The following is a 24,402-nucleotide window of genomic DNA, read 5'->3' on the forward strand; positions in this document are numbered from 1 at the left end:
GACTGGTCATCGGCGACGGCGACGTTTACGTTGCGTTCACACAAGGACGAAACGGAGCATCAGGTTCCTGGCCGGCGGAAGGCAGAGAGCGAGCACATGCGGATTCACTGGCCCCGTCGTGTCTTCGCCCAGGTGCTCCTCACCCAGGTGACCATCACCACCGGCGTGATCACGCTCGTGACAGGTCTCTTCCTCGCCCCCCTCAGCCACCAACTCGATGACCAGGCGATGCACCAGGCGCTGTCCATCGCCCAGACCGCCGCCGCCGAACCCGGTCTGGTGCACAGCCTGACCAGTACCGACCCCAGCCCCACCGGACCGGTGCAGGCCGAGGCGGAACGGATCCGGCGAGCCACCGGAGCGCTCTACATCGTGGTCATGGACACCCGCGGGGTGCGCTGGTCGCACACCGACACCGCGCAGATCAGCAGACACGTCTCGACCGATCCCAGCACGGCTCTGGGCGGCCGCGAGATCATGCAGATCGACGACGGAACCCTGGGCCGCTCGGCACGCGCGAAGGTTCCTCTGCGCGACAGGGACGGGACCATCGTGGGGGCCGTCTCGGTGGGTATCGCCTACGACAGCGTCCATGAGCGGCTGCTCGGCGCCATTCCCGGTCTGCTGCTCTACTCCGGAGCGGCGCTCGCCGCGGGCGTGCTGGCCGCCCTGGCCGTCTCACGGCGGCTGCAGCGCAGCACCCACGGACTCGCCTTCGCCGACATCTCCGCGCTGCTGGACGAGCGCGAGGCCATGCTGCACAGCATTCGCGAGGCCGTTCTCGCCCTCGACGCCCAGGGCCGGATCCGGTTGCTGAACGACGAGGCGCAGCGTCTGCTGGAGCTGGACCAGGACGCCGTCGGACGGGCGCTGGGTGAGGTGCTGCCGCCGGGCCGTACGACGGAGGTGCTGGTGGGACGGGTCGACGGCGACAACCTGCTCACCGTCTGCAATGGACGCGTGCTGATCGCCAACCGAATGCCCACCGGTGACGGCGGAGCCGTCGTCACCCTGCGCGACCGTACCGAGCTGGAGCTGCTCGGCCGTGAACTGGACTCCACTCACGGTCTGCTGGATGCGATGCGCGCCCAGGACCACGAGCACGCCAACCGGCTGCACACCCTGCTCGGACTGTTGGAACTCGGGAGGCACGATGCCGCGGTGGAGTTCGTCGCGGAGGTGGCCAATGGTCACCGGGCCTCGGCGGAGCAGGTCGCGGAACGTGTCAACGATCCTCTGCTGTCGGCGCTGTTGGTGGGCAAGTCGGCCATCGCGGCGGAGCGGGGCGCCTCCTTGCGCATCTCACCGGCCACCCGGCTCCCGGACGTGGTGGTGGACCCGCGCGATCTGGTGACCGTCCTCGGCAACCTCATCGACAACGCGCTGGACGTCGCCTCGCTCATCGAGGTCGAGCTTCTCGCCGAGGGCACCACCGCGGTCCTGCGGGTCAGCGACAACGGTCCCGGGGTACCTCCCGGCATGCGCGAGCAGATCTTCACCGAGGGCTGGTCCACCAAGGAGTCACCCGCGCATCGAGGACGCGGTCTGGGTCTGGCGCTGGTGCGCCGGCTGGCCGAGCGCTACGGTGGCGCGGCTCGTGTCACGGCCCGGGCCGGCGGTGGCGCGGTCTTCACCGTCGTCCTGCCAGAGGCACTCAGCGTCCGGCCGCTGTCCGAAGTGGGAGAGTTGCGATGATCGATGTCCTGGTGGTCGACGACGACTTCCGTGTGGCCGAGATCAATGCCGCATATGTCGCCAAGGTCCCCGGCTTCCGTGTCATCTCACGCGCACACACCGCCGCGCAGGCGCTCGCCTTCCTGGAGCGTGACCATGTAGACCTCGTGCTTCTCGATCACTATCTTCCGGACGAGACGGGGCTGACACTTGTTCGGCGGCTGCGCCAGCTGGGCCACCCGGCCGACGTGATCATGGTGACCGCGGCCCGTGATGTGTCGACTGTCCGGACCGCCATGCGGTACGGCGCCCTGCAGTACCTGGTCAAGCCGTTCAGCTTCGCCGGTCTGCGGTCCAAACTGGAGAGTTACGCGGCCCTGCGCCGCACCCTCGAAGGCGTGGGAAACGGCCGCGGCGAAGCGGGACAGGAGCAGGTCGACCAGATCTTCGGCGCCCTTCGCACCGCAGATTCCGGTCCCGCGGCAGCCCTGCCCAAGGGCCACTCCGCACCCACGGCCGATGTCATCCGCCATGTCCTGTCGGCCGCCGACGAGCCGCTGTCCGCCCATGAGGTCGCCGCCCGGGCCGGCCTGAGCCGCTCCACCGCCCAGCGATACCTCAAATACCTGGAGGGCGCGGGCCGCATCAGCCTCAGTCTCAAATACGGCGACACCGGCCGGCCCGAACACCGTTACGCATGGGCGAGGGCGAGCTGAGCAGCGTACGGGGCCACAACCGATCTCAGGCGTTCGACTGCTCTCCCCGGGCGGTCCTCCATACTTCGATGCAGGTCGTGCACGCCGGCCCCTCTGCTGCGTGACATGGCGGCGGCCGGACACGAGATCGGTATCCACGGATGGCACCACCGGCCGCTCCCGCTGCGCGGGCCGAAGGCCACCTTCGGCGAACCGCGGCGCGCACGCGACTTCGTCGCGGACGTCACCGGAGCTATGCCTCGTCTCTTCCGGCCTCCGTACGGAGCGATGAGCACCGCGGCACACCCGGCCACCCTGAGCCAGGGACCCGCTCCGGTTCTCTGGACCACCTGGGGTCGCGACCGGACCCGGCAAGCAACCGCCGAATCCGTCCATCGCACCGTCACCGCGCGGTTGAGCGGCGGAGGCACCATCCCGCTGCACGACAGCGACGTGACCTCCGCGCCCGGCGCCTGCGTTCGCACACCCCTTGCTGAACGGAGCCGGACTGGTAGCGTTCGCCCATATCGTCCCAGCCGACCGGTGCGCCATCCGATGCGACAAGGGCTGATGCATGAACCGAGATGAGACGAAGAATCCACCCCCCGGCCAACTGCGTGATGAGCCGCCGTTCGGGGCATCCCGGACGAGTCCGCAGGACGCTCCGCCGGTGGAGCTCACCCCCGCAGCCGCCGATCTGGTGCGTCGACTGCGCGAGGCCCACGGCCCGTTGATGTTCCACCAGTCGGGCGGCTGCTGCGACGGCAGTGCGCCCATGTGTTTCCGGTACGGAGAATTCCGTACCGGCGGTTCCGACGTGCTGCTGGCCTCGCTCGATGTCGACGGGGTGGCGGAGAGTGTCCCGTTCTGGATGTCGAAGAGTCAGTTCGAGCTGTGGGCGCACACCCGCCTGATCGTCGACGTGGTGGAGGGTCGGGGCAGCGGTTTCTCGCTGGAGGCTCCGGAGGGGGTGCGGTTCCTGATCCGGTCCCGGCTCGTCGGCCCTTGAGGCGGCACCGGCATACTGCGGGTTTGCCTTAACGGCAAGAATTCTTGTGGGCGAGATGGCGGTGGCCGAATGATCGTGGCACAGGTGGCACCGAAGGACGAGGCGCTCCCGGCCGGGTGACCCTCGCGTCGATGGCCACCGCACAGGAACCGGTCGCATCCGCGAGCAGGAACACATGCCGCCCACCGACTTTCCCGCCGCTCCGCTGCCGGACGCCCGTCCACCGGCTGGTGGAGGTGCCCGAAGGCCGTATCCACCTGGTGGAACAGGGCACCGGCCCGCTGGTCCTGCTGGTCCACGGCTTCCCCGAGTCGTGGTACTCGTGGCGCCACCAGCTTCCGGCCCTTGCCGCAGCAGGTTTTCGTGCGGTCGCCATCGATGTACGCGGCTACGGGCGCTCGTCGAAGCCCGGCGATGTGGAGGCGTACCGGATGCCGGATCATGTCGCGGACAACGTCGGTGTCGTGCAAGCGCTCGGTGAACGGACCGCGACGATCGTGGGCCACGACTGGGGTTCGACCATCGCCGCGGGCAGTGCGCTGCTCATGCCCGATGTCTTCACCTCCGTGGCACTGCTCAGCATCCCGTACGCGCCGCGGAACGGTCACCGGCCGACCGACGTCTTCAGCCGCATCGGAGGTGCCGAGGAGTTCTACGTCAGTTACTTCCAGTCCCCGGGACGGGCCGAGGCGGAGATCGAGCCCGATGTGCGCGGCTGGCTTGCCGGGTTCTACGCCGGGCTCTCCGCCGACACGATGCCTTCGGACGGTGGGGACGGTCTCTTCTTCGTCCCGCCGGGGGCACGGCTCCGCGACCGGTTCGCCGCCGGCACCCTCCCTTCCTGGCTGAGCGAGGCCGATCTCGATTTCTACGCGGCGGAGTTCGAGCGGACCGGCCTGACGGGGGCGCTCAACAGGTACCGCAATGTCGACCGGGACTGGGAAGACCTCGCCGCCTGGGACGGTGCGCCGGTCACCCAGCCCTCGCTGTTCATCGGCGGAGGGCTCGACGCGTCGACCACCTGGATGGCCGACGCCATCGAGAGCTTCCCCGAGACCCTTCCCGGTCTGGTCTCCTCCCACGTCCTGCCGGGGTGTGGGCACTGAATCCAGCAGGAGCGCGCCGCCGACGTCAATCGCCTGCTCACCGAATGGCTGCGCTCCCCGCAGGTGCGCGCCACCCGGTGAGCCGCATCCGGTCCCGGTCACCGAACGGGCTGCGGAGATCAGGGCTTGAGGCTGCTGACGACGTCGGCCGTGGCCGTCAGACCGTTCTGAATGGTCGGCGCCATGCTCGTACCCGCGAGGAAGAATCCGAGCATGCCGCAGACCAGCGCATGCGAGATCTTCAGCCCCCCGTTGCGGAGGTAGATCACCGCAAGGATCAGCAGAAGCAGCACCAGTGAGATCGAAATGGCCATGGCCAACCTCCTCCGCCGCGCCGGATTGCGGCATTCGGCCGCCAGTGTGGCGTAGCGGAGAGGCCATCCGGCGGACTGGCATGTCCGCCATACGGGTGCTGACTGGCTGTCACGGTCCGGACGGTGCGCCCGCGTCCGGTCAGCCGCCGAGGCCAGCGGCCTCGGCCCTGGCGTCCCTGTCGTATGTGCGCAGGAAGTGTTCGAGCCCTGCGAGGTCGTCGGTGTTGAGGTGGTCGACCCCGGCAGCCAGCAGTTCGGTCCATACGGCGTCCCGCTCCGGTCCCGCGACGTCGGGCGTGGCCCAGAAACGGACGCGTTGGCCGCTTCGGTGGGCCGTGGCGACGAGCGAGCGCAGTTTGTCCCGCTCGGCCACGGGGAAGGGACCCGCGCCCAGCCAGCTGAAGTTGTCGCTCCAGCTGCTGCTGATGAGCGGAATGAACGAGGCGGTGGCCGCGGTCCCGAGGTCGTCCGGCCGGCCGTCGTAAAACGCGTACCGCGTGCGCTGCGCCTCCATCGGGACGCGAGCGGCGCGGTCACCGGAGATGACGGGCGTGATCGCGCCGGGCCGCACCCGGCCGTGGTGGTACGCCGTCAGCATCTGCCGATATCGCCCGAGCTGCCGGTCGAGCTCGAGGTAGGCGGCGGCCCCGTCGGTCTTGATGTCGATCAGCAGCTGGACGGGTTCGCGGTAGCCGGGGTGGACCGTGCCGTGGTTGGCCCGGACCCTGGCCAGCAGTGGGTCGAGATAGAGCGAAGCAAGGGTTCGGGTGGGGTCGAGGTCGGTGGCCTCGTGGGCGACCAGCAGCTCCCCGTCCACAAGGAATATATCCGCCTCGACGCTGGTGAAGCCGTGAGCGAGCGCGTCGTGGAGGGGGTGCGTGTGCAGGTAGTCGTTGTGCGCGTGGGCCCGGCGCAGCGGGCACGGACGTTGGCGGCCTGCGGCCGCGGGCGCGGCGGACGCCTCGGACGCGACGGCCGTCTGCAGGGGCAGCACTGCGCCTGCGGCGACGGTGGCGAGCGCGGTGGTGACGACACTTCGGCGGGTCGGGAACGCCATTGATTCTCCCGGGAGCGAGGGGCGGATCGGACGATCGGACGCGACCGAGTATGCGATGTGATCGCTGCAACGGGCAGTCACTTCACAAGAGTTGATCGGGTCGTCGTCCGCTCGTCGACTGCCGTTCCCCTTGCCGCCGACACCGTTCAGCGGTGGTGCACACCGTCGCTGCCGGTGCCGAGCGGACTTCGTCGGGGCAACGGCGCGCAGGTGGTACACGCAGCCCTTGTCGCCGAGCAGGGTGTCGTGGCGCCTGCGCGGACGGCCGCGGCGATCGGCGATCGGCGGGATGCTGTCGACCGGGGCGAGGGTCCGGGAGACGTCGTTGACGTTGGCCGCGGTGGTGATGGCCTTGAGCGGTGTGCCGCGCCCGTCGCGGATCAGGTGGTTCTTGCTGCCCGTCTTCCGGCGGTCGACCCGCGACCGACCGGTGTCGGCACCCCCTCCTTCGCGCGGACGTGAGCCCCCTCCACGCACACGCGGGGCCGGCCAATCGCGCCGACGGCGTCCATTTTTTCGGCGAGCAGGAAGCAGTGCAGCCGGTCGAAGACCCCCGCCCTCTGCCACCGCTCCAGGCCGCGCCGGAAGGTCTGTCCGGAGCCGAACCCCAGCTCGGGCGCCGACAGTTGTCGGACGACGTCGTTGCGCGGGACGTACAGGATGCCCTGAAGGAAGAGCCGGTCCGACCCCGGCCGGGCCCCGGAGCCTTGTCTGTCCAGAGCGGACGGCAAAGGGGAAAGGAGAGTACCCACTCCTTTCCACTCTCAACATATAGCGCATGGGGGGCCTTGCGGCAAGACCCGGTTCATGCCGCAGAATCGGCGGCCGAAGCCAAGAACCCACGGAAACAGGAGAGTCACGAAGTGCGTGTGTTGTTGTCTACGTATGGCTCGCGCGGGGACGTCGAACCGCTGGTGGGACTCGCGTTGCAATTGCGGGCACTTGGCGCGGAGGCGCGGGTGTGCGCGCCGCCTGACGAGGACTTCGCGCAGCGGTTGGCCGGTGTCGGCGTGGAGCTGGTGCCGGTCGGCCGGTCGGCGCGCGCGCTGACGACCGGGACGCCACCGCCGTCATCCCTGCCCCAGCGCGCGGCCGAGTTGATCGCCAGTCAGTTCGACGCGGTCACCGCGGCGGCCGAGGGATGCGATGCGTTGGTGGCGACCGGCATGATGCCGGCCGCAGCCGGCGCGCGGTCGGTGGCCGAGAAACTGGGCATCCGCTCCGTGTCCGTGACCTTCCAGCAGCTCACCCTGCCGTCGCCGCACCACCCGCCGCTGGCGTATCCGGGCCGGCCGTTCCCGCCGGAGGTGACCGACAACCGGGCGCTGTGGGACCTGGACGCCCAGAGCATCGACGCGCTGTTCGGTGCCGCGCTCAACACGAACCGGGCGTCGATCGGCCTGCCACCGGTGGACAACGTCCGCGACTACGTCATCGGCGACCAGCCGTGGCTGGCGACGGACCCGATCCTGGACCCGTGGCAGAAGACACCTGACCTCGACGTCGTCCAGACCGGCGCGTGGATCCTGCCCGATGTTCACCCACTCCCGGCCGAGTTGGTGGAGTTCCTGGATGCCGGCACACCACCGGTGTACTTGGGCTTCGGCAGCATGCCCATGCGCACATCGACGGACGTCGCCCGGGTGGCCATCGAGGCAATCCGAGCGCAGGGCCGCCGCGCAGTCGTCTCCCGCGGCTGGGCCGACCTGGCCCTGATCGACGACCAGGACGACTGCTTCGTCGTCGGCGAGGTCAACCATCAGGCACTGTTCGGCCGGGTGGCCACCGTCGTGCACCACGGCGGCGCGGGCACCACGACGACGGCCACCCGGGCCGGCGCGCCCCAGGTGGTGGTACCCCAGGCGGCAGACCAGCCGTACTGGGCCGGCCGGGTGGCCGACCTGGGCATCGGCGCGGCACACGACGGTCCGACCCCGACCACCGAGTCCCTGTCGGCCGCGCTCAGGACGGCCCTGACCCCCGAGACCCGCGCACGGGCGAGGGCCGTGGCCGGCACGATCCGCACCGACGGAGCGATGGTGGCCGCGAAGCTGCTGCTCGACGCGATCAGTCGAGGAGAGTCGCCCATGTCCGTATGAAGCACACGGGGTCATCGAGCCAGGACCCAGAACACGAGAACCCACAAACCCTGGCGACCTGAACCGACAACGTCCATGGGGTCCACGTCAGGCGGAGCGTTGCTCGCCATGGCCACCAGGTTCGTCACGCCGGTCCGGGCGCCTTGCTTGCGCCCTTGATTGCAAGCGACCTCAGATCGGAACTGCTGACGTGAAACCCCCGACCACCAGCGCGTTCAACCTTCCCGGCCACCTCTCCCCCAAGGCCGACCCGGCGTTGATCGTCGGCGATGAGCAGCACTTCGCAGCCATTGCGGAGTGCCTCGAGCAGTCGATCGCCAACCTGTCCGACCGCCTCGCTGCCGAGCGCAGGGCGCCCGGCGGCCTGGGCCGGCAGGCGATGGACCGGGACATGGAGATCCACCGGCTGACCGTTCGCCTGCGCGCACTGCGTCGCTTCGGTCTGGATCTGTGCCTCGGACGCATGGTCGGCGCAGACAACTCCGAGCCCGTGTACGTCGGACGACTTGGCCTCAAGGACAGCGCGGGTCGTCGGCTGCTGCTCGACTGGCGCTCCCCCGCGGCTGAGCCCTTCTTCGGAGCCACCCACGCCAACCCGATGGGTCTGGCAAGCCGCCGCAGGTATCGCTGGACCCGCGCCCGGGTCAGCGACTACTGGGACGAGGTGTTCACTTCGGACGGGTTTGCCGGGCACGCCGCGCTCGACGACCAGTCCGCCTTCATCGCCGGCCTGGGCAGCAGCCGGTCACCACGGATGCGAGACGTGCTCGGCACCATCCAGGCCGACCAGGACGCCATCATCCGCGCGGGATCCCGCGGCGCTCTCGTCGTCGACGGCGGTCCGGGTACGGGGAAGACCGTCGTCGCTCTGCACCGCTCCGCCTACCTCCTCTACTCCGATCCTCGCCTCGGCCACCGCCGGGGCGGCGTACTGTTCGTCGGTCCGCACCAGCCCTACCTGGGCTACGTCGCCGATGTCCTCCCCAGCCTCGGAGAGGAGGGCGTGCAGACCTGCACTCTGCGGGACCTCGTCGCCGAGGGAGCCGCAGCAACGCTCGAAGCCGACCCGGACGTGGCTCTCCTGAAGTCGTCCGCGAATCTGGTGAAGGCGATCGAGACGGCCGTCAGGTTCTACGAGGAGCCGCCCACCAAGGGGATGACGATCACGACCCACTGGTCCGACATCTGGCTGAGCGCCGACGATTGGGCCGTGGCGTTCGAAGCAGCAGGACCCGGTACTCCGCACAACGACGCGCGCGACCAGATCTGGGAGGAGCTGCTCACGATCCTGGTGGACAAGCACGACGGCGACGCCTCGGCCGACCTGCTCCGCAAGTCGCTGCTGCAGAACAGGGAACTGCTCACGGCCTTCGACCGCGCGTGGCCGCTGCTCGAAGCGGCCGACCTCGTCGGAGATCTGTGGTCGGTACCCGCCTACCTGCGGAAGTGCGCTCCCTGGCTCGGCCCCGACGACGTGTCGCGGCTGCAGCGCGGGGACGCCCAGGCCTGGACGGTGTCCGACCTGCCGCTCCTGGACGCAGCACGGCAGCGGATCGGCGACCCGGAGGCGTCGCGACGCAGGCGTCGGCACAACGCCTCTGTCGCCGCCGAACGCGAGCACATGGCCCAGGTCGTCGACGCCCTGCTCGAGGCCGATGACGACGGTGAAGGTGCGGTGACGATGCTGCGCGGACAGGATATGAAGGACACCCTGGTCGACGAGACCGCACTGCCCAGCAGCGAACCGGACCTGCTCGCCGGCCCGTTCGCGCACATCGTCGTGGACGAGGCTCAGGAACTGACCGACGCGGAGTGGCAGATGTTGCTGCTCCGGTGCCCGTCCCGGAGCTTCACCATCGTCGGGGATCGTGCCCAGGCCAGGCACGGGTTCACGGAGTCGTGGCAGGAACGGCTCGAGCGGATCGGGCTCGACCGGATCAATCTGGCCTCCCTGAGCATCAACTACCGGACGCCGGAAGAAATCATGGCGGAAGCCGAGCCGGTCATCCGGGCCGTGCTCCCGGACGCCAACGTGCCGACCTCCATCCGCAGCAGCGACGTCCGCGTCGTACACGGATCTGCTTCGGATCTGAGCTCGATCCTCGACACCTGGCTCGCCACACATGCTGACGGGACCGCCTGCGTCATCGGCGATCCCACATTCCGGGCGACGTCCCGCATCCGGTCGCTGACCCCGGAGCTGTCGAAGGGACTCGAGTTCGACCTGGTCGTCCTCATCGACCCAGAGGCGTTCGGCAAGGGAATCGAAGGAGCGGTCGACCGCTATGTAGCGATGACCCGAGCGACCCAGCAACTCGTCATCCTCACGAGCTCCTGACGTCGGCCGGACGCATCGGCGATCGGCTCCGCCTGCGTTCCGCTCCGCAAGTGGCGGGCCTGCTGGGGCTGCATGTCAGAACCGTGCGGGGCTGTGTGCGGGACGGGCGGCTGAAAGCGACCCGGGTCGGCAGGCAACGCCGGATCACCCGCGAGGACCTGGAGGCGTTCACGGGCAACCATGCGGTACGCGACGGGGCTGCGGTCACTGCCCAAGTGCCACCTTCCTCAAGCGGGCAGGCATCCTGCAGCGTCGGACTCCGAGACGGCGGCGGGCCTCCTCAGCGAGAAGGCCGGCCGTCCCGTCCTTTCGCCGCCCGCCCGGCCATACGTGCGGTGGCGTACAGCAGCCGCATCGCCTTTCGCGAGCGAGGCCATGCCCAGTGACGTGGTTGCGCGGCGCAGTCCCGACCGGGCGACGGGTCTTCGCCGCTTCCCCGTCAGGTCAGTCGGCGTCGACGAAGCCCATCGTCCGGTTCATGGCGATAGCGCTTGTGTTCGCCGGATGGTGGAATGTGCGGATCGTGCGCGCTCCGCACATTCTGACGAAGCCCATCCCGAACGTCTTCATGGCAATGGACACGCCGCGCCCTCGGTACTCGGCCTTCACTCCGGTCATCTCGTTGAAGACGAAGTCCCCATGGTCGGAAGTCGCCGCCATGCCGACCCAGGCTTCGCCGTCCAGTGCTATCACGACACCGCGCGGATCATACGAAGGGACTTCCAGCCGGCGCTCGGTGTATTCGTCGAACGAGTAGAATTCGCCCCGCTCCGGGATGTCGGCGGCACACTCCTTGTTCAACTCGTACAAGACGCGGCGATGTTCCGGTGTGTCTCCCAATTCGGCAAGAGTGGTCAGCCGGATGCCGCCGGCGCGACACCTCGTCACGTACTCCTCAAATCGGTCCGCGTCGAACGCGCTGACATCGAGTTCGAGCTCCACCCACTGACCAGCCATGCTTTTCCTCCGCCTGGATCCGCCGGATGCGGGGCTCGTCCCAGGACCCCCATTGTCGAGTGCGCGCAGGGCATGGGCCTCATCCGGTCGGGCTCATGGACTCCTGCGTCGCGACGCGCCCGGAGATTCCCTGCCAGCCGACCGTACGGTCGCACCAGCGTTCCAGCAGCACCCGGTCATGGCCGACGGCCAGCAGCCCGGCGCCGGACTCGCGTCGGTAGGCCTCGACCACCGCGACCAGGGCGGCGGTCGTCGACGCGTCGAGCATCGCGGTCATCTCGTCACAGATCAGCCAGCGCGGCCGCAGGACCAGCGCCCTGGCCAGACAGGCGCGCTGCAACTGGCCGTCGCTCACCTCGTGGGGACGCCGGTTCAGCAGTTCGGCCGTGAGACCGACGGCCGGTGCCAGTTCGGCCACCCGGTCCGTCACCTCCGCGCGCCGGCCTGTCGCCCGCAGCGGCTGGGCGATGAGTTCGCGCAGGCTGAGCCGGGGGTCGGCCGAGAGCCGGGGCTGTTGGAAGACGACGCCGACCGCGGTGCGCTGCGCCCGCGGGGCGCCGTGCCGCCAGCCCCGCACCGGCCGGCCGTCGAGTACGACCGTGCCCGCGTCCGGGCGATGCAGCAGGGCGGCGACCTTGGCCAGGGTGGATTTGCCGCAGCCGCTCGGGCCGAGCAGTCCGACGGACTCCCCCGGCGCGATCGTCAGGGATGCATCGCGGACGACGGGGTCGCGGGGGTCGTATCCGGCGGTGATACGGGTGAGTTCAAGCATGGGCGGACTCCTCCGTGCCTGCCCGCACACCGTGGTGGCAGGCGAGATGGCCGTCGAACGGGGGCGGTGCGGAGCACCGGTCGTCGGCGCGGCTGCATCGGGCCGCGAACGCGCACCCGTCGGGGAGGGCTCCGAGCTCCGGCGGCATTCCCGGGATGGGGGCGAAGGCGCGCTCGGGCAGGGCGTCGAGGAGGCCGCGCGCGTACGGATGGCGTGGCCCCGGCTCTCCGAAGAACCGGTCGGCTTCGGCGAGTTCGACGATGCGGCCCGCGTACATCACGGCGACGCGGTCGGCGATCCGCTCGGCCGCGGCCAGATCGTGGGTGATGATCAGCAGCGCCCTGCCCCCGTCGGTGTGGCGGCGCAGTTCGTCGACGGTTCGCTCGACCAGGTCGCGGTCGAGTCCGGTGGTCGGCTCGTCGGCCAGGAGGAGGGGTGCGTCGCCGATCAGGGCGAGCGCGGTCGCGGCGCGCTGGGCGAGACCGCCGGAGAGCTCGTGCGGATACCGGTCCAGGTGGCCGGCCGGGAAAGCGGCGCGTGCGGCGGCCTGCTCCGCCGCGGCGCGCAGTGCGGGCTTTCGGATGCCGGTCAGTTCACGAAGGGTCTCCTCCAGTTGGGCGCGCACCGTTCGGACCGGGGTGAGGTGGGCTGCGGGGCTCTGCGGTACGAGTCCGATGCGGCGGCCCCGTACCGTCCGGGCGAGGGTGCGTTCATCGGCGGTGAGGAGATCGGTCCCGTCACCGAGCACCGCCGAACCCTCGGTCTGTGCATTGCCGGGCAGCAGCCCCAGCAGCGCTGAGGCGAGTACGGATTTGCCGCAGCCGCTCTCGCCGACCAGGGCCAGGCACTCCCCCGCCGCGAGGTCGAAGCATGCATCGCTGACGGCCGCGATGTGCCGCCCGCCACGCATCCGGAAGCGGACGGAAAGCCCACGGACGGAGAGGACCGGAGTCTGCGGGTCCGGGGTCTGCGGGTCCGGGGTCTGCGGGTCCGGGGTGGGCTTCACAGCATCAGCTCCGATCGGCGGCGCGGATTGATCCGTTCCCGCCAGGCACCGGCGAGGCCCGCCAGGGCGAGTGTCGGGATGATCAGGAAAAGGCCGGGGAAGAGCGTCGGCCACCAGTCCCCGGCAAGCAGCGAACCACGCGCCGTCTGCACGAGGTTGCCGAGGCTCGCCTGGTGGGTGGGGAGTCCGAGCCCCAGGAAGGAGAGCGCGGACTCGTGCCACATGGCGTGCGGCACCATGAGCACCGCGGCGAGGCCCGCCTGCGGAAGCACCGCGGGCAGCAGATGCCGGACGATGACCCGCCCACGCGAGGCGCCGCCGGAGATCGCCGCGTCGATGAACGGGCGCGAACGCAGCGACAGCACTTCGGAGCGGACGATCCGTGCCGTCGAGAGCCAGTGGGTGAGGGCGACGGACACGATCACGGGGCCGACGCCGGGCCGGAACATGGCGACGATGAAGATGCCGAGCAGCAGATGCGGTACGGACGAGAAGGTGTCCACGAGCCGCATGACGATCCGGTCGGTCCAGCCCCCGAACGCGGCGGCGAGCGCGCCGACGGCGGTCCCGATGACGGTGGCGGTGAGCCCGGCGACGACGCCGACGAGCAGCGAGACGCGGAGCCCGTAGACGCAGCGCAGCAGCAGGTCGCGGCCGACATCGTCGGTGCCGAACGGGTGCTGCCAGGAAGGTGGTTGGAGTTTGGCCGCGAGGTCGACGGCCTGCTGGTCGAGCTGGACCAGCGGCGGTACGAGGAGTACCGCGAGCAGCACCGCGGCGACGATCCCGGCGGAGCTGACCACGCGGATGCGGCGGGTGGTGCGGCGGGCGGGTCCGAGGACGGATTCAGCCATCGAAGCCCACTCGCGGGTCGGCGATCGCGTACAGCAGATCGGAGAGGAGGTTGCCGAGGACGACCGCCACGGTGGCGAGCACCGTGAGTGCCGCGAGCAGCGGGAAATCGACGGAGGTGGCGGCCTGCACGGTGGCGGCGGCGATGCCGGGCCAGCTGAAGACCGTCTCGACGAGCAGGGCGCCGGTGATGAGTTCGGGGACGCGGGAGCCGATGAGGGTGAGCATCGGCAGCATCCCGGAGCGCAGTGCGTGGCCGAGCAGCACGGTGCGTTCGCGCAGTCCACGGGCGCGGGCGCCGCGCACCGGGTCCTCGTCCAGTGCGTCGGCGACGCCCTGGCGTACGTAGAGGAAGAACCACGGCAGCTGGGAGATCCCGAGCACGGCCGCCGGGAGCACCAGATGGGTGGCGACCTGGCCGGGGGTGACCGTGTCGCTGGCCGCGTCGGTGAGACCGCCTGCCGGGAGCACATCGAGCTCCACGGCGAAGAACCAGATGGCGAGCAGGCCGAGCCAGAAGGCCGGTGCGGCTTCGAGCGTGTACGCGGCGGAGCTGACGCACCGGTCGAGCAGGCCGCCTGGCCTGCGTGCGGCCAGCACGCCGAGGCCCGTACCCAGGACGACGGCGACGGCGAAGGCGCTCGCGGCGAGCAGCACGGACCAGCCCAGGCGTTCGCCGATGACATCGGCGACCGGCTGGCGCATCACGCTGGAGTCGCCGAGGTCGCCGCTCAGCGCCGAGGTCAGCCAGTTCCACCAGCGGGTCACCAGGGGCTGGTCGACGCCGAGGTTGACCCGCAGCTGATCGAGGTTCTCCTGCGAGGCGGTGAGGCCGGCGGTGCCCGCGTACGCCTTGACCGGGTCGAAGGGGGAGGCGGCGGCGACGGCGAAGACACCGAATGTCACGGCGGCCAGGACGGGGACGGCGAGCAGTGCCCGCCGTCCCGCCATCCTGCCCATCGGCCCCCAGGGGAGGCGGTGGTTCACTTCTTCGGCGTCCAGTCCTCGATGTTCCACCACGGGCCGGATGCCAGACCGTGGTCGTGCGGTTCCACCTGGGTGGTGAGCGCGCCGAAACGGTCCTTCACGACGTAGAGATGATCGATGTGGGTGAGGAAGGTGTAGCCGGGGTTCTTCACCAGTTCGCGCTGGACGGTGTCGTAGGCGGCCTTGCGCTCGGCCTCGTCACCGCTCCTGCGGCCCGCTTCGAGGGCCTGGTCCACGGCCTTGTTGTCGTACCACGCCATGTTGTTGAAGCCGTCGCCCGCGAGCGAGGACTTCAGCAGGGTGTACTGGTCGAAGTCGGGGTCGGCGGGTGATCCGCCGCCCGCGAGGACCGCGTCCTGCTTCATCCGGGGCTCGATGACCTCCCAGGTCCCGGCCTCGGTGGTGATGTCGATGCCGGCCTTCTTGGCGTCGGAGGCGTAGGCGAGTGCGTGGTCCTGGCGAAGCTTGTCGCCGGTGAGGTACCAGAGCGGGAACGCGGCGCGGACGCCGTCCTTGGCGCGGATGCCGTCCTTGCCGGGCTTCCACCCGGCGTCGTCGAGGATCTTCTTCGCGGCGTCGAGGTCGTGGGTGCGTTCGGTGCCCTTGGCGAACCACTCGCTGTCGGTGGGGACGGGACCGTAGGCGGCCCTGCCCTCGCCGTTGAGTATGGAGTCGACCATGGCCTGCCGGTCGACGGCGACATCGAGGGCGCGCCGGATCGCGGTGTCGCCCGCCACCTTGTTGTGGGTGGGCAGGGTCACGGTGCGGTAGTCGTACGTCGTGGCGGCGTACGTGCGCGTGCCGCTGTCGCGGGCGAAACCCTTGGCCAGGTTGGGCGGCAGGATCGCGCCGTCGAGCTCGCCGGAGCGCAGCCGGGTGGCGCGTACGTCGTCGTCCTTGATGATCGCCATGGTGAACTTCTTCACCTTCGGTGCGCCGCCCCAGTAGTCGGGGTTGGCCTTGAAGCTCAGCTTCTCGCCCTTGGACCACTTGGTGAGGACGTACGGTCCGGTGCCGATGGGGTGGGTGGTGAAGGTGCCGGTGTTGACGTCCTGCCTGCCCGCGACGTGTTCGGGGGCGATGGGCAGGACGGTGCGCTGGGCGAAGGGCGCATAGGGGTACTTGAGCGTGAAGACGACGGTGTCGTCGCCGGTCGCTTCGACGCTCTTCACCGCGTCGAGTTCGGTCCGGGACGCGTTGTTGGTCTTCTCGTCCAGAATGGTGCGGTAGGTGAAGACGACGTCCTCGGCGCCGAACGGCTTCCCGTCGCTGAACTTCACGCCCCGGCGCAGCTTGTACGTGTACGTCAGTCCGTCGTCGCTCACCTCGGGCAGGGCGGTGGCGAGCGCGGGCCGCAGCTTCATGTTCCCGTCGAGGGCGAGCAGCCCGTCGAAGATCTTGGAGTTGCCGTCCTTGCCGTAGCCGAGGAGCGGGCTGAGGCTGTCGGGCTCGTAGGCGATACCGACCACCGCCGAGTCCCCGGCACCCGAGCCGGAGTTGCTGCCGTCCGAGCCACCTGGTTGTGAACAGGCTGCCGCGGTCAACGACAGCACGGTCGCCAGTGTCGCGGCGACCGCTCCCCGTATCGATCGGGCCGTCATACTCTGCACATCCCTTATTGAAGATCGACTGTTATTGCGAGTCAGTCGCAATTAAACAACAGGTAAAGGGATGCCCGGTACCCCGCCGGACGGGGAAACGGCGGAGCGGAGGTGCGTGAACACGCACCTCCGCTCCCAAGTCCCGCTGTGTCGCGGGCCGTTCCCTGCTTCCGGTTACGGCGCGGGCAGTTCCACGAGTTCGGCAATGACCTCGCGATGGTGTCCGGCCGTGCCGTACGCGATCGAGTCGGCCTTGGCGCGCTTGAGGTACAGATGCGCCGGGTGCTCCCAGGTCATGCCGATGCCGCCGTGCAACTGGATGCACTCCTCCGCCGCGTGCACCGCGACCTTCGAGCAGTACGCCTGCGCGACGGCCACCGCCAACGGCGTGTCGGGGCTGCCGGTCGCAAGGGCGTCCGCGGCGTTTCGCGCGGCGGCACGGGCCGACACGACCTCCAGCCAGAGCTGCGCCATGCGGTGCTTCAGGGACTGGAACGAGCCGACGGGCCGGTTGAACTGGTGTCGTTCGCGGGTGTAGCGGACCGTCTCGGTCAGGCACCACTCGGCGAGTCCGAGCTGTTCGGAGGCGAGCAGTCCAGCGCCCGCCAGCAGCCCTCGGCGCACGGCGGAGACTGCGGACGCACCGTCGGCCAGGCGGGTTCCGGCGGCTTTGGCGAGGCGGACGGTGGCGAGCGGGCGGGTCAGGTCGAGCGAAACGAGCGGCTCGACGCTGACACCGGCGGTGCCGGTCTCCACCGCGTACAGACCGTCGGTCGTCGGCACCAGCAGCACATCGGCCGTGACCGCGTCGGCGACGCCGGTCACCATCCCCTCCACCGCGCCGGCCACGACACCGGCCGGCTGCGCGGCGTCGGGCGCCGCGGCGGAGAACGGCACGGCGAGGACCGCGATCCTGCGTCCGGTGGCGAGGTCGCCGAGGAGTCCGGCGACCGGTCGGTCCTGCGCCGCAAGCGCGAGAAGGGTCTCGGTGGCGACGACCGCACTCGTCAGATACGGCGCGGGGGCGACGCTGCGGCCCAGCTCCTCCAGCACCACCGCGGCCTCCCGGTGTCCTGCACCCTGCCCGCCCAGCTTCTCCGGCACCAGCAGCCCGGCGGTGCCGATATCGGCGGCGAGGGCCTTCCAGAGCTGCGGGTCGTACGGCGCGTCGGACTCGACGCGGGCGAGCACCGTCGGCGCGTCGCACCGGTCGGCGAGCAGCGAACGCACCGCTGCCCGCAGATCGTCCTCGGCCTCCGAGTACAGCAGATCGGGTGCCTGGTTCTCTTCGGTCGGTGCGGTCATCGGGCCAGGTCCTTCCAGGCGACGTCCTTGTCGTTGCGCGGCTCGACGGGCAGGCCGAGGACGCGCTCGGCAACGATGTTGAGCAGCACCTCGCTGGTACCACCCTCGATGGAGTTGCCCTTGGAGCGGAGGTAGCGGTAGCCGGCGTCACGTCCGGTGAAGTCGACGAGCTCCGGGCGGCGCATGGTCCATTCGCTGTACAACAGCCCTTCCTGGCCGAGGAGTTCGACTTCCAGGCCGCTGATCTCCTGGTTGAGGCGGGCGAAGGCGAGCTTCATCCCGGAGCCTTCGGGGCCGGGCTGTCCGGCGACGAGCTGCTGGCGCAGCCGGGTGCCGGTGAGCCTTGCCACCTCGGCCTCGACCCAGAGGGTCAACAGGCGCTGATGGAGGTCGTGGGTGCGCAGTTCGGGACGCGCGCGCCAGGTGCGGGCGACCGGGCCGATCATGCCGCCCTCGCGCGGGATACGTGCTCCGCCGATGGAGACCCGCTCGTTCATCAGGGTGGTCCGGGCGACCTTCCAGCCTTCGCCGACCGGACCGAGGCGCCTGCTGTCCGGGATGCGCACGCCGGTCAGGAAGACCTCGTTGAACTCGGCCTCACCGGTGATCTGGCGCAGCGGCCTCACCTCGACGCCGGGGTCGGTCATGTCGCAGATGAAGTAGCTGATGCCGCGGTGCTTGGGCTGGTCCGGGTCGGTGCGGGCGATGAGGATCGCCCAGCGGGCCAGATGGGCGCTGGACGTCCAGACCTTCTGTCCGTCGACCACCCAGTCCTCGCCGTCGCGGACGGCGCGGGTGCCGAGTGCGGCGAGGTCGGAGCCGGCGCCCGGTTCGCTGAAGAGCTGGCACCAGACCTCCTCGCCGACCCACAACGGCCGCAGGAAGCGCCGCTTCTGCTCGTCCGTGCCGTAGCCGAGGATGGTGGGGGCGGCCATGCCGAGGCCGATACCGATCCGGCGCGGATCGTTGTCGGGGGCGCCCGCGGCGGCGAGTGCGGCGTCCACGACGGGCTGCAGGGAACGCGGCGCGTCGAGGCCGCCGAGGCCGGCCGGGTAGTGCACCCAGGCGAGTCCGGCGTCGAAGCGGGCTTTGAGGAAGTCGGTGCGGTCGGTGGCGGCCGGGGGGTGTGCGGCCAGCAGGTCCTGGGTGCGGCGGCGGAGTTCGTCCGCGTCAAGGGTCGTCATCGGGCGGCTCCTGTCGGGAGGACGACGATCCGGCCGGTGCTGATGCCGTCGGCGACCCGCTGGACGGCGACCGCGGCCTCTGCCAGCTCGACCCGCTCGCTGATCAGCGGCTTGATCACGCCCTGAGCCGCGAGCCGGGTGAGTTCGTCGTGGCAGGCACGGACCGCGGCCGGGTCCTTGGTGTTGTACAGGCCCCAGTGGAGTCCGAGGACCGAGTAGTTCTTGACGAGGGCGTGGTTCAGCGCCGGGGTGGGGATGACGCCGCTCGCGAAGCCCACGACGACGACCCGGCCCTCGAAGGCGATGCACTTCACGGACTTGGCGTACGCGTCGCCGCCGACCGGGTCGTACACCACGTCGGCGCCGCGTCCGCCTGTTGCTTCCTTGACCGTGGCGACGATGTCCTCGCTGCGGCGGTCGATGACCAGGTCGCAGCCGAGCTCTGTGGCGATCTTCGCTTTCCCGGAGCCGCCGACGACACCGATGACGGTGGCTCCGGCCGCCTTGCCGAGCTGGACGGCCGCACTGCCGACACCGCCGGCCGCAGCGTGGACCAGGAGGGTCTCGCCCGCCTGGAGCTGCGCCCTGCGGTGCAGGCCGAACCAGCCGGTCTGGTAGCCGATGTGCAGGGCAGCGGCCTCGGCGTCGTCGAGGGCGTCCGGGGCGGGCAGGAGGGCCGCCTCGTCCGCGACGACGTACTCGGCGAATCCGCCGTTCGGCAGGGCGGGGGTGGCGAGCACCCTCCGTCCGTCCGCCGTCCTGCCGCAGATCTCCACGCCGGGCGTGAACGGCAGCGGCGGCCGCACCTGATACTGGCCGCGGCAGAGCAGCGCGTCGGGGAAGTTGATGCACGCCGCGAGCACCTCGATGAGCACCTGCCCGGCGCCGCTTGTGGGCCGATCGGTCTCTTCGAGCCTCATCACCTCGCTTGGCTCGCCGTTCCGGTGCACTCGCCATGCCTGCATGAGGGGCCTCCACAACACTGTCGGCATTACCACTGCTCCGGCGCATACTAAGCGGTCGCTTGCCCCTCTGGGAACAACCTGCCGCTGCCGGTTTCGGCCCGAGGTGGACATGGATGCGCCCGGTCCGGCCCGAAACACTTCGGGCCGGACCGGGCGTGGGACGGGTCCTCAGGCCTGGCCGGGAAGGTGGACGGCACAATCCCGCCCGCGATCCGCCGTCAGGCCTCAGTCCTGGCCGACCACCACTTCGGCGATCTCCGGCGCCGCCGACCCCGCGCTCCAGACCAGGCGTACCGCGTCGGCCGTGCGGCCCGTGGTGGATACCTCGGTGTACGGGCCGACGAGCGCGCCGACGGTCTGCCACGTTCCGTCGGTGCCCCGCAGCTGGATGTCGGCTCGGCCCGCCGACCCGGCGGGCCGCAGGACGATGACGGACCGCACGGGACGCGCGGCGACGAGCCCCACCTCCAGCGCCTCCCCGGCCTCCGGAGCGCGAGCCGCCCGGTAGACGGTGCCCGGGTCTCCGTCGGACGCCGCCCGCAGCGAGGATCCGGTCGCGGCGGGCGGTCCGCCGGTCACCGCACCGTCCTGGGTCACGACGCCGAACTCCCGTACGACGAGCCAGTTGTCCTGGCCCGCGGTCGCCCGTGCCCGCACATAGCGGGCCTTCGTTCCGGCGTCCACGGTCGCGGTGACGTCCGGCTTTCCGGAGAAGGCGGTGAGCTGCTGCCAGCTCTGCCCGTCGGCCGAGTACTCGAGCACCCCTTCGTGGAGGTAGTCGTCGGTACTGCCCGGCTTGGCCATGGCGAGGGTGATGTCGCCGATGTCCCGCGCCCGGCCCAGGTCCACGGTGATCTGGTCACCTGCGGCGGGCGCGCCGTCGCTCCAGAAGTAGGTGGAGTCGTCGCCGTCCAGCATCCGCGCGAGCGTGTTGCTCTGGTACGTGCCCAGACTGGTCGATGCCGAGGGCCGCCCGCTCACCCCGAGAATCCGGTCGTGCTCGGCGTTCGCTGCGTCGATGAACCGGTCCAGCATCCCGTCGCCGACGGCGACCGGCACCTTGCGTCCGTCGAGGCCGGTGTACGTGAAGGACTTCGCCGCGGCGACCTGTGCCGGCAGCTGCTGCCGGAGCTCCCAGGCCTGCGCCCCCTTTCCGGCCCGGGCCGCCTCGACCATGCGCAGGGCGGTGCGGGCGGCGGTCGCCCAGGACTCGGTCGCATCCAGCCAGGGACCGGAGTCGGCGATGAAACCGCGGTCCGGGAGACTGCTGCGCAAGCGGTCGGGCGCCGAGCCGAGCGCACCGAGCACCGAGGAAAGCCGGGCGGCGTCACCGGACTTCCAGTAGCCGGCGAACTCCGCCGCCAGCTCGGGGGCCTGGTCCTTGTTGAGTGCCGAGCTGTAGTTGACGTCGGCGAAGGCCCGCAGCGCCTTCTCGGTGCGGGGGTCGCCGCCCGCGTACTCCTTCAGTCCCTCGCCCCATGAGGTGCGGGGGTCGTACGCGGCGTCGTTCCAGGCGTAGTCGGCAACGGTATGGAGCGCGATCTTCGAGGCGTACGGCTGGATCATCGGGTTGGCGGTGATCCCGGCCAGCTTGCCGGGCAGACCCTTCTCCCGCCCGTTGAACGGGCCGAGCAGCAGCCGGTTGGTCGCATAGTCGTTGACCGGGTAGTTGTCCCACGTCAGGATCGGGTGGTTGAAGACCGTGCGGGCGGCGTCGGCCTGTGCGACGGTCATGGTCGGTGCGACGACACCGACACCGGTCCATTCGACGAGGACATCGGGGTCGAGCTGCTCGGACAGCGCCTTCTTGTACGGCGACGCGGAGACGTCGTAGTACTCGGTGGGGACCATCTGGAGCGGCTGTGCGCCCGGGTGGGTGGAGATGAACTCCTTGTTGACCCGGTTGAGCAGATAGGCCTGCGCCGCGCCTGCCGCACCGCCGCCGGTCCCCCACTTCGCCTTGTCCTCGGCGCAGTTCCAGTTGGTGTAGCTGATGTCGTCGAGCGGCACGGCGAAGGTCCGTACGCCGATGTCCCAGATCGTCTGGAACTTGTCGACCAGCGCCTTGGCGTCGGCGTCCGAGCTGTAACAGACGGAGAGGCCGGGCGAGAGCGCGTACGTGAACTCCACATGCCGCTGGACGGCCCGGTCGGTGAGCTCCTTGATCTGGGCCAGCCGGTCGGCGGGGTAGGCGTCGCGCCACTTCGCGCGGAGATACGGGTCGTCCTTCGGCGAGTACACATAGATGTTCATCTTGTGCTCGCCGTAGTAGTCGAGCTGGTCGAGCCTGGCCTCGTGCGACCACGGGGTGCCGTAGAAACCCTCGATGACGCCGCGCAGTGCGGTGCCGGGCCAGTCGCGTACCGAGAGTCCGGCGACCTCCGCACCCGGATGCTTCGCCTGCGGCAGGACCTGACGCAGGGTCTGCGCGGCGTAGTACGTGCCGGTGGTGTCCTTGCCGGCGAGGACGATGCGACCGGCACCGATGCCGAGGACATAGCCGTCGGCGGGCAGCGCGGACGGGCCGTCGAGGTGCTGGGCGGCGAGCGCGGCGGAGTCACCGACATGGACGGTGAGCCCGCTCCTGCCGGGTCTGTCGCTGCGCACTACGCGCTGTGCACCGGCCCGGCGCAGCGCGGTCTGCACCACCTCGAGGGATGGCTCGTCGGAAGTTGCGCCCGCCACCAGGGTGACCGTGGGGCTGATGGTGATCCGGTCGGATCGGCTCTTCACGGACTGCGGGGTCGGCGTGATGGCGGGGGTCCGATTGCCCGCCGCGACCTTCGCCGGGGTGGCGGTGCGGGTGCTGTCGGCTGCTTGGGCGGGCGGCACGGCGGTCAACAGACCGCCGGCGAGCAGGGTCGCCGCCGCGCCTAGCGCGGTGAGACGGGGTGGGCGAGGCGTCACTGGTCCTCCATTGATCACTCAAGTCACCGGAGTCACACAACACAACAACACCGAATTCAACATCATGTCGCTTACATGTCAATGGTCTGGACAACATCAACACTTGGACCTGGGCTTTTACCGGTGTTGGCCACGTTTCAGCTCTGCCGAAATACCCCCGGGGTATAAATACAGATACCCCCAGGGGTAAACCGAATGGAGGGAGTCGTGCCGTGTTCTTCGTCGACACCATGGAGACAGCGGGCCTCGGCAACCGCAGCTGTCCGGCGGGCGGGCAGCAGGCCGCCGTGGTCGTGGATCCGCCGCGCGACATCGACCGGGTCATCACCGCGGCCGCCCGGCGCGGTGTGCGGATCCCCCTGGCGGCGAAGACGCATCTGCACAACGACCACGTGACCGGTGGCCTGGAGCCGTCGCGCGTCACCGGAGCGCGGTTGGCGGCGGTGCCCGGGGCCTGGGACGGGCAGCGCCTGGCCGCGAGGGTGTCCACGGCCGCGTTGCAACGGGTCTTCGGTGCGGCACTGCTGGCCGTGGCCGTGTTCATGCTCGTCGACGCCGCGATGTGAGCCGCGGCGCCACCCCCGGCCACCAGCCCCCGCCTTCTGGCTCAGGCCAGCGAGAGAAAGAGCTTCTCCAGCCGCGCCCGCATCTGGTCGCGGTCCGCGGGCTCACTGCCGCCGTCGGCCATGCAGTGCTGCAGGCCCGTCGCGATGATCGCGAAACCGGCCCGGTCGAGCGCCCGGGAAACGGCCGCCATCTGTGTGATGACGTCCTCGCAGTCCCGGCCCTCCTCGATCATCCTGATGATCCCGGCGAGCTGGCCCTGTGCGCGGCGAAGTCGGTTGAGGACCGATTTCAGTTCGTCGGCCGCCATGTCGAGTTCCACAACATCCTCCTCCTGATACCCCAAGGGGTATTCTAACCTGAATGGGGAAGGAAGGGCCGAGTCCCTCCTCAGCCCCGGTGAACGAAAGGAAACACTGCTCGTGACCAGCCCCGTCTCCCTCTCCCCCGCCCAGGCCGCGGCCCGTCTCGCGGAGTTCACCGTCATCGATGTGCGGGCCCCCGGCGAGTACGCCTCCGGGCACGTTCCCGGTGCTCTGAACATCCCGCTGGACCGCCTCCACGAGGCCGTGCCCGCGCTGAAGTCCGCCGCGGCCCGCGGATCGCTTCTCGTGGTGTGTGCCTCCGGCGTCCGCTCCACCCGGGCCTGCGACATTCTCGCAGCGGCCGACATCGACGCCGTGACCCTGTCCGGCGGCACCTCGGCCTGGGAGGGCGAGGGCCGCGATCTCGACCGTCCCGCCGGGGCCCGGGCAACCTGGCCGATGGAGCGTCAGGTCCGGCTCGCCGCCGGTTCGCTCGTGGTGGCCGGCCTGCTCGCCGGGGTGCGCTTCCCGGCCGCGCGCTGGATCTCCGCCGGCGTCGGCTCCGGGCTCGTCCTCTCCGCCGTGACCAACACGTGCGGCATGGCGGCGGCGCTGTCGAAGCTTCCGTACAACCGGGCCCCGCACTCGGGCGCGAACCTGGACGCGACGCTGGACGCCCTCCAGAGCTGAGCCGCCCCGTGCCAG

At 70.2% G+C, this 24,402-nt stretch carries 23 protein-coding genes and 1 pseudogene; 10 read left to right on the plus strand and 14 right to left on the minus strand.

Annotated elements, in window-relative coordinates:
• Positions 1–96 precede the first annotated feature (96 nt).
• From IEZ15_RS23855 to IEZ15_RS23875, 5 genes are all read left to right on the plus strand, one after another.
• Positions 97–1,695, plus strand: a complete 1,599-nt coding sequence (locus IEZ15_RS23855; protein WP_189279281.1) for an ATP-binding protein — start codon at positions 97–99, stop codon at positions 1,693–1,695.
• Positions 1,692–2,390: a response regulator gene (locus IEZ15_RS23860; protein WP_189279282.1), complete on the plus strand. Its 699-nt coding sequence runs from the start codon at positions 1,692–1,694 to the stop codon at positions 2,388–2,390. Before IEZ15_RS23855 ends, IEZ15_RS23860 begins: the two co-directional genes overlap by 4 nt.
• A 96-nt stretch (positions 2,391–2,486) precedes the next feature.
• Positions 2,487–2,957 carry a polysaccharide deacetylase family protein gene (locus tag IEZ15_RS23865; RefSeq protein ID WP_373302611.1) on the plus strand — a complete coding sequence of 157 codons (471 nt, stop codon included), beginning with the start codon at positions 2,487–2,489 and terminating at the stop codon, positions 2,955–2,957.
• A gap of 82 nt (positions 2,958–3,039) precedes the next feature.
• Positions 3,040–3,378, plus strand: a complete 339-nt coding sequence (locus IEZ15_RS23870; protein ID WP_229846070.1) for a DUF779 domain-containing protein — start codon at positions 3,040–3,042, stop codon at positions 3,376–3,378.
• 131 nt (positions 3,379–3,509) lie between these two features.
• Complete coding sequence (locus IEZ15_RS23875; protein WP_189279285.1) at positions 3,510–4,484, plus strand: alpha/beta hydrolase; 975 nt, start codon at positions 3,510–3,512, stop codon at positions 4,482–4,484.
• 119 nt (positions 4,485–4,603) lie between these two features.
• Here the strand turns inward: IEZ15_RS23875 and IEZ15_RS23880 are convergent, their stop codons facing one another.
• From IEZ15_RS23880 to IEZ15_RS23890, 3 genes are all read right to left on the minus strand, one after another.
• Positions 4,604–4,798, minus strand: coding sequence for a hypothetical protein (locus IEZ15_RS23880; RefSeq protein WP_114248098.1), 195 nt, complete (start codon positions 4,796–4,798; stop codon positions 4,604–4,606).
• 139 nt (positions 4,799–4,937) lie between these two features.
• Positions 4,938–5,855 (minus strand): phosphatidylinositol-specific phospholipase C/glycerophosphodiester phosphodiesterase family protein, encoded by a 918-nt coding sequence (locus tag IEZ15_RS23885; RefSeq protein WP_189279286.1) that lies wholly within the window; start codon positions 5,853–5,855, stop codon positions 4,938–4,940.
• Positions 5,856–6,235: 380 nt separating this feature from the next.
• The gene (locus IEZ15_RS23890; protein WP_189279287.1) at positions 6,236–6,586 is read right to left on the minus strand and encodes a transposase; all 351 of its coding nucleotides are present in this window, start codon (positions 6,584–6,586) and stop codon (positions 6,236–6,238) included.
• A 138-nt stretch (positions 6,587–6,724) separates the two neighbouring features.
• On the opposite strand from IEZ15_RS23890, the gene IEZ15_RS23895 reads away from it, so the two are divergent.
• From IEZ15_RS23895 to IEZ15_RS47135, 3 genes are all read left to right on the plus strand, one after another.
• Positions 6,725–7,954 (plus strand): glycosyltransferase, encoded by a 1,230-nt coding sequence (locus IEZ15_RS23895; protein ID WP_229846071.1) that lies wholly within the window; start codon positions 6,725–6,727, stop codon positions 7,952–7,954.
• Between the two features lie 190 nt (positions 7,955–8,144).
• Positions 8,145–10,292 carry an RNA polymerase recycling motor ATPase HelR gene (gene helR, locus IEZ15_RS23900; RefSeq protein ID WP_189279289.1) on the plus strand — a complete coding sequence of 716 codons (2,148 nt, stop codon included), beginning with the start codon at positions 8,145–8,147 and terminating at the stop codon, positions 10,290–10,292.
• A 50-nt stretch (positions 10,293–10,342) separates the two neighbouring features.
• A complete protein-coding gene (locus tag IEZ15_RS47135; protein ID WP_373302607.1) occupies positions 10,343–10,678 on the plus strand; it encodes a helix-turn-helix domain-containing protein in 336 nt (111 codons plus the stop codon).
• A gap of 58 nt (positions 10,679–10,736) precedes the next feature.
• Here the strand turns inward: IEZ15_RS47135 and IEZ15_RS23910 are convergent, their stop codons facing one another.
• From IEZ15_RS23910 to IEZ15_RS23955, 10 genes are all read right to left on the minus strand, one after another.
• Positions 10,737–11,249, minus strand: coding sequence for a GNAT family N-acetyltransferase (locus tag IEZ15_RS23910; RefSeq protein WP_189279290.1), 513 nt, complete (start codon positions 11,247–11,249; stop codon positions 10,737–10,739).
• A gap of 79 nt (positions 11,250–11,328) precedes the next feature.
• Positions 11,329–12,021 carry an ABC transporter ATP-binding protein gene (locus tag IEZ15_RS23915; protein WP_189279291.1) on the minus strand — a complete coding sequence of 231 codons (693 nt, stop codon included), beginning with the start codon at positions 12,019–12,021 and terminating at the stop codon, positions 11,329–11,331.
• Positions 12,014–12,931 (minus strand): ABC transporter ATP-binding protein, encoded by a 918-nt coding sequence (locus tag IEZ15_RS23920; RefSeq protein ID WP_189279336.1) that lies wholly within the window; start codon positions 12,929–12,931, stop codon positions 12,014–12,016. The genes IEZ15_RS23915 and IEZ15_RS23920 overlap by 8 nt, the downstream gene beginning before the upstream one ends.
• Before the next feature lie 92 nt (positions 12,932–13,023).
• A complete protein-coding gene (locus IEZ15_RS23925) occupies positions 13,024–13,881 on the minus strand; it encodes an ABC transporter permease (RefSeq protein ID WP_189279292.1) in 858 nt (285 codons plus the stop codon).
• On the minus strand, positions 13,874–14,839 hold the full coding sequence (locus tag IEZ15_RS23930; protein ID WP_189279337.1) for an ABC transporter permease: 966 nt from the start codon (positions 14,837–14,839) through the stop codon (positions 13,874–13,876). Before IEZ15_RS23930 ends, IEZ15_RS23925 begins: the two co-directional genes overlap by 8 nt.
• 23 nt (positions 14,840–14,862) lie before the next feature.
• Complete coding sequence (locus IEZ15_RS23935; protein ID WP_189279293.1) at positions 14,863–16,467, minus strand: ABC transporter substrate-binding protein; 1,605 nt, start codon at positions 16,465–16,467, stop codon at positions 14,863–14,865.
• 174 nt (positions 16,468–16,641) lie between these two features.
• A complete protein-coding gene (locus IEZ15_RS23940) occupies positions 16,642–17,772 on the minus strand; it encodes an acyl-CoA dehydrogenase family protein (protein ID WP_189279294.1) in 1,131 nt (376 codons plus the stop codon).
• Positions 17,769–18,956: an acyl-CoA dehydrogenase family protein gene (locus IEZ15_RS23945; RefSeq protein ID WP_189279295.1), complete on the minus strand. Its 1,188-nt coding sequence runs from the start codon at positions 18,954–18,956 to the stop codon at positions 17,769–17,771. Before IEZ15_RS23945 ends, IEZ15_RS23940 begins: the two co-directional genes overlap by 4 nt.
• Positions 18,953–19,921, minus strand: a complete 969-nt coding sequence (locus tag IEZ15_RS23950; protein ID WP_189279296.1) for an NADPH:quinone oxidoreductase family protein — start codon at positions 19,919–19,921, stop codon at positions 18,953–18,955. The genes IEZ15_RS23945 and IEZ15_RS23950 overlap by 4 nt, the downstream gene beginning before the upstream one ends.
• Before the next feature lie 225 nt (positions 19,922–20,146).
• Complete coding sequence (locus IEZ15_RS23955) at positions 20,147–22,828, minus strand: glycoside hydrolase family 84 protein (RefSeq protein ID WP_189279297.1); 2,682 nt, start codon at positions 22,826–22,828, stop codon at positions 20,147–20,149.
• A gap of 212 nt (positions 22,829–23,040) precedes the next feature.
• Here IEZ15_RS23955 and IEZ15_RS23960 point away from each other — a divergent pair.
• Positions 23,041–23,283, plus strand: a pseudogene (locus tag IEZ15_RS23960) (MBL fold metallo-hydrolase); the annotation flags it as partial.
• A 152-nt stretch (positions 23,284–23,435) separates the two neighbouring features.
• On the opposite strand, the gene IEZ15_RS23965 reads toward IEZ15_RS23960, so the two are convergent.
• Complete coding sequence (locus tag IEZ15_RS23965; protein WP_093896672.1) at positions 23,436–23,714, minus strand: metal-sensitive transcriptional regulator; 279 nt, start codon at positions 23,712–23,714, stop codon at positions 23,436–23,438.
• 100 nt (positions 23,715–23,814) lie between these two features.
• Here IEZ15_RS23965 and IEZ15_RS23970 point away from each other — a divergent pair, with 100 nt between their 5' ends.
• Positions 23,815–24,387: a rhodanese-like domain-containing protein gene (locus tag IEZ15_RS23970; protein ID WP_189279298.1), complete on the plus strand. Its 573-nt coding sequence runs from the start codon at positions 23,815–23,817 to the stop codon at positions 24,385–24,387.
• Positions 24,388–24,402 lie beyond the last annotated feature (15 nt).

It is taken from the genome of Streptomyces atratus (assembly GCF_014648655.1).
Classification (GTDB): domain Bacteria; phylum Actinomycetota; class Actinomycetes; order Streptomycetales; family Streptomycetaceae; genus Streptomyces; species Streptomyces atratus.